7 protein-coding genes and 1 pseudogene are annotated in these 5,115 nt (G+C 34.9%); 7 read left to right on the top strand and 1 reads right to left on the bottom strand.

Going from position 1 to position 5,115, the window contains the following annotated elements:
• Together GH715_RS20930 and GH715_RS21430 are read left to right on the top strand one after the other, a co-directional pair.
• Positions 1 to 566 (top strand): AHH domain-containing protein (locus tag GH715_RS20930; protein ID WP_420842031.1); only part of this gene is annotated, 566 nt, incomplete at its 5' end.
• The gene (locus tag GH715_RS21430) at positions 563 to 1,051 is read left to right on the top strand and encodes a cytoplasmic protein (RefSeq protein ID WP_194928306.1); all 489 of its coding nucleotides are present in this window, start codon (positions 563 to 565) and stop codon (positions 1,049 to 1,051) included. The genes GH715_RS20930 and GH715_RS21430, both read left to right, overlap by 4 nt.
• 327 nt (positions 1,052 to 1,378) lie before the next feature.
• On the opposite strand, the gene GH715_RS20920 is transcribed toward GH715_RS21430, so the two are convergent.
• Positions 1,379 to 1,579: a helix-turn-helix domain-containing protein gene (locus GH715_RS20920; protein ID WP_153837185.1), complete on the bottom strand. Its 201-nt coding sequence runs from the start codon at positions 1,577 to 1,579 to the stop codon at positions 1,379 to 1,381.
• Between the two features lie 162 nt (positions 1,580 to 1,741).
• Between GH715_RS20920 and GH715_RS20915 the strand changes: the two are divergent.
• The 5 genes and pseudogenes from GH715_RS20915 (at position 1,742) to GH715_RS21995 (ending at position 4,944) form a co-directional block, all read left to right on the top strand.
• Positions 1,742 to 2,518: pseudogene (locus GH715_RS20915) on the top strand (recombinase family protein).
• Between the two features lie 133 nt (positions 2,519 to 2,651).
• Positions 2,652 to 3,884, top strand: coding sequence for an IS110 family RNA-guided transposase (locus GH715_RS20910; protein WP_153837184.1), 1,233 nt, complete (start codon positions 2,652 to 2,654; stop codon positions 3,882 to 3,884).
• 68 nt (positions 3,885 to 3,952) lie between these two features.
• Complete coding sequence (locus GH715_RS20905; RefSeq protein WP_153837183.1) at positions 3,953 to 4,177, top strand: hypothetical protein; 225 nt, start codon at positions 3,953 to 3,955, stop codon at positions 4,175 to 4,177.
• Positions 4,177 to 4,506 carry a hypothetical protein gene (locus tag GH715_RS20900; RefSeq protein ID WP_153837182.1) on the top strand — a complete coding sequence of 110 codons (330 nt, stop codon included), beginning with the start codon at positions 4,177 to 4,179 and terminating at the stop codon, positions 4,504 to 4,506. Before GH715_RS20905 ends, GH715_RS20900 begins: the two co-directional genes overlap by 1 nt.
• A gap of 15 nt (positions 4,507 to 4,521) precedes the next feature.
• A complete protein-coding gene (locus GH715_RS21995) occupies positions 4,522 to 4,944 on the top strand; it encodes a DUF600 domain-containing protein (protein ID WP_153837181.1) in 423 nt (140 codons plus the stop codon).
• Positions 4,945 to 5,115: the final 171 nt, after the last annotated feature.

The following is a 5,115-nucleotide window of genomic DNA, read 5'->3' as shown; positions in this document are numbered from 1 at the left end:
TTGAGGATGTAAGTAGAGTTGGGAATGGTACTAAGGGTATAGATAATGCTAATAGACTTATTCCAGGTACTCCTGGAAACCCTACCTCAGGAGACCCAACTAAATTAGGCAAAAACTTACTAGAGTCAATGGGGTTACCTCGCTCTACAAGTTGGAAAGGATATCAAGCACAACATATAATTCCTTCTCAATTAAATAAACATCCAGTTATTAAAAAGATTGGAATGGAAATGAATGACTCTACAAACGGTATATTTTTACCTATACCTTCTGACGATGTTAGTAGTCTATCTAGACATAGAGGCTTTCATAGCGTTTATAACAATGTTGTAAGAAAACAGCTTGATAAAATGGATGTTAATCAAGATATAGCAGTGTTAGAAAAACAAGTATATGAACTACAACAACAGCTAAAAAAGGGAGTGGAAAATGGATTACCGTTATATAAGACTAAAATAAATAATATCGAGGAATTTTACAAAAGTGGTAAAAATAAAAACCTGCCTGTTTGGAACAGAGGCGGTGGAGCAACACAAGAGTTATGGGAAAGGTGGTTATCTAAATGAAATTTGGTGAAAACACTCAATTAGTAGAAGAAGTAATGGATTTTATTCGTAATAATAAGATGTTTAATAAGAATAACTTTCATGTAAATAACTTAGAGGTAATAAATGATTTCAATGAAGCCCAAAACCTTGCCTGGTCTCAGGACTCAAGTGAAGTTGATACTGTATGGGAATATGTTAAATCACAGGAAGCAGAAAGTATTGTTGAAAAGGTATATGATTTGGATTTAGTAACTCAGCAAGATGATTTATATGATTATTTTAGTGACCATGACAATTACTCGAATGACTTTATTCCTTTTGATTATATTGATATTAATGAGGAAGTTGAGGGAGACCTCACAATGTGTGCATTAAATCGATTAGTTAATGGGAAAACAGATAATTTTTATGAAAAAATCTTTGAAGTTTATAAGGCAGGAGGTTGGCCTTGTGGATGGAAGGGGACATACCCTAATGGTGAAGTTATTGTGTATGTGCCTTAAATTATAAGAATTTCAAACCTTGATTGGCAAAGTGCCTTTCAAGGTTTCTTTTTTGTGGTGGGGCTACCCAGTGACGAATAGTGCACTTTTTATGCGGAGAATATGAGTAACCCCTGTATGCCCAATATTATGTTTTTACGAATTATATAGTACGTACAACACCTTTTAAACGTATGCCCTATTTATTCTTTATTTTGTTAAGCAAATAACCATAATTTCATTAGTTACCATCATTATTATTCTTCAAAATAATACCTTCGCTTTCTCCTTGCCTTTTAAATTTTTCGCAACTTTTACGTACAAAAGAACGATTACTATGGCGAGAGGCTACTCCACCTCGATTAACTCCTGAATGTCGATGTCTAACAATTTGCATACCATTTCTAATGTTGATAGATAAACTCTGTCCACGTTGTCTGAACACAGATGGCTGATTGTATTAGGACGTAGCCCTGTCATTCGTGCCAATTCACGTTGTGAAAGGTCACGTTCTTTAAGAATTTCCTTTAATTTGATTGATATTGGCATGGTAATTCCCTTCCTCTTTCTTATGCTACCTTTACGATACACAATAAATTTGTATCGGTAAAGGGGTTGATTGTATCGCTAAAGCCGCATACAATGGTTTTATATTATATAGTGGCTAAGCGTTACGTTAATCTCAATTAGCGTAACGGAGGGGGAAATATCATGAATGTTATCGGATATATTCGAGTATCCACACAAGGTCAAGCAAGGGATGGATATAGCCTTGCATATCAAGAAGATGAAATTAAGGCATACTGTCAGGCTCAAGGCTACACGCTCTTACGCTTGTTTAAGGACGAGGGTATCAGTGGGGCGAAAGTAGATGAAGAAGCATTAGAAGTGGATAGAATAGGCTTTCAGGAGATGTTGGGGTATCTCTCCCACTAAGATGTGGATTATGTTGTCACACTGAATACAAGCCGATTATGGCGGTCAGACATTGTGAAAGTGTTAGTTCATCGAGAATTGAAAAAGTATGGAGTGGACATTCGGAGTATTGAACAACCGCAATACAGTATCCATAAGAAAGACCCTAGCGACTTTTTAATCAATGGTTTAATGGAGTTATTAGACCAATATCAACGATTAGAAATCTCGTTAAAGCTAGGGAGAGGGCGAAACAAGAAAGCCCAACAGGGTGGCTATGCAGGTGGAAATGTCGCATTAGGCTACAAAGTGGAGAAAGGTAAGAAAAGCCTTGTCATAGATGGTAGACAAGCAATAACCGTACAAAGATTATTTGATTTAAAAGAACAGTATCCTTCATGGTCTTTAACTCAACTAGCAGAACAGTTGAATAGTGAAGGACATCAAACAAAACAAGGAAAGTTGTTTACCAAAGTTCAGGTCAAGCGAATTTTGGATAGAAAAGAGTTTTATAGTGGTTTATATCGCTATGGTGAAATAACAGCAGATGGCAAACATCAAGCCATTTTATAACGGTTAACAGATAGAGAATGGATAGGCTTTCGTACCCTTGCGAGTCCCTAGAGACTAACGCTCGTCCTAAGGTTGCCGACATTCTCTGTCTTACTTTAATCGTTCCATTCTAATATTGGGGTGAAGTTTTCTGATGAAAAGAGATAAGCATATTTATATTGGATTAGATTTACACAAGTTCCAACATACAGCGGTGATAGTGGATTGTTGGTTTGAGAAGTTAGGAGAAAAGACCATTCAAAACAAACCAACCGCCTTTCCTAGCTTACTAGAATATGTGAATAAGTATCTTACAGAAGGCTTGACCCCTGTATTTGGATTAGAAGATGTGGGCGGTTACGGACGAGATTTAGCGTTGTATCTGATTGAACAGGGCTATATCGTCAAATTCGTTAATTCCTCACTATCCAATGCAGAACGGAATAGCTATGCGATGACAGTAAAGAATGATAGTTGGGACGCTCAATGTGTCGCAGATGTTTTAATTCGGAAATTACCATATTTACCTGACGTTACACCATCCGATATTCATTGGATAATTGCTCAACTTGTAGGAAGAAGAAACGCAATAGTAAAAGCACAAACAGCTTTGAAAAACCAACTGCATATGCAATTAAACTATCATTATCCAAGCTACAAGGATTTCTTTTCAGAAGTAGATGGAAAAACAGCTTTAGCTTTTTGGGAAAGCTACCCTTCACCATCTCATTTGGAGGGGGAAACAGTAGAGGACTTACGGAAGTTCCTATTAGAAGTGAGTAACAATGCTTGTTCCACTAGAAAGGCAGAGCAGATACTATCATTTGTTCAAGCTGACGGAGAAGTAAAACGAGAATATCAGACATCTAGAGACTTTATCATTCAAAGTATAGTGCGAGATATTCGTTTTAAAAAGCAAGAAATCAAGAAGGTGGATAAAGAGTTAAAGGTTACCATTCAGACGTTAGGTATGCAGCTTGAAACTATGCCAGGGATTGATACGGTGACTGCCTCCGCTTTAATTGCAGAAATCGGAGATATTTATCGTTTTACCAATTCTGATAAACTAGCAAGGTATTCTGGCATAGCCCCTATTAAGATGGGTTCGGGCGGTAAGGAAACGATGAAGAAAACAAAGCAAGGAAATCGAAAGCTATATGACATCTTTTACAACCTATCTGTTCAACAAGCCCAAGTGTGTAGAGGCAGTAAAATACCTCGTAACCCTGTCTTTTACGATTATTATAATCGGAAGTTAAGTGAAGGGAAGTCCAAGTCACAATCCCTTCTTTGCATTATGAGGAGATTAGTCAGAATAATCTATGGTATGATGAAAAATAAGACGGCATATATCATGCCAGATCAGCCTGAAACAATAGCTAGTTAATCATTTGGGTGGTGGTTGAATAAACTGCCATCCTTTTATAAAGTATATTTTTAGATATTCCTAAGGGTATGGATGACATTAGTAAGGAAATTGGTGGATTTAAAAATGCAGAGCAACTTATAGCGGATAGAACAAAAGGATTAGATTTAAACCCACATCCTACTCAACAAAAACAACGGATTAATTGGTTTGCCTGGTTTACCATTTTTCCAATTACCTCCGTGCCAACCGTTAAAATGCTCATTCGGTGTAACTGGATGATGATTTTTAATCTTTGGAAGGAGATACTTTAATGACAAAAATGAATATGAGAATAGAAAAAGATGTTAATTCGCTCAGGTACATCTCTATTTTAAGAAAAAAAATTGATAAGAGTATATCTGAATTAAAAGAGTTAATTAATAATAATGATTTTGTCCTATCGTATAATCTATTAAATATTGATGAATTGTTAGAAATGAAAGAAATATTAAATTCATTAATAGCTGTTGGTGCTAAAGTCCATATATATGAAGATAATAGAGAGGTTAGTATTGAGTTTTTAGATAATCTTATAGAAGCTCAATTAGATACAGAAAGGTATCTAGAAGAGGTTGACGAGCAAATGTTTAATGATGATTAAAACTTTGCTATTAATATGGTTTCAATATGTTTAGAATATGTTTTTGAAAGAGCGAATAAAATATATATATATTGTTCATATGAAGAGGGGCTTATTTCAAGTGACTTTTTTTACAATATCAATGGAAAGATTGTTGAGAGACACAAACTCAATGATGCAATAAATGATGTTGAGAATATTGAAAACTTCTCCTATGTTACGTCTGTAGATCGACAAAAAGCGGTTGTGAAAATAATAAATGATAATATTAAAGAAATGATTAAATTATGTAATAAATATAACCGTGAAATGCCAACAGAAATTAAGTTAATTTATGATGTGCAAGGGAATAAATTAATAGCAAACTATCAATATGATCTTGTACATACCAATAACCCTAATCAGACTGCAAATTCGATAGCTAGGAGCTGGTTTGAAGAAATAAAGAATAATAATTAATGTAAGACCTAACCAATTAACAAATTATTAACCTTGATCGAGTGTCTAATCTCTATCAAGGCTTTTTTATAACTAAATAATTTATTTCTAAAACCCTAGAAAATTGGAAAAAAACTGATAACTTGTAATCGCGAATATATTACCGGCAAAGATATGTTCGGCAACGAATTA

Source organism: Gracilibacillus thailandensis, from assembly GCF_010994055.1.
Lineage (GTDB): Bacteria > Bacillota > Bacilli > Bacillales > Amphibacillaceae > Gracilibacillus > Gracilibacillus lacisalsi.
The sequence above is the reverse complement of the archived record's forward strand: the minus strand, read 5'-3'. Positions and strand labels throughout refer to the sequence as shown.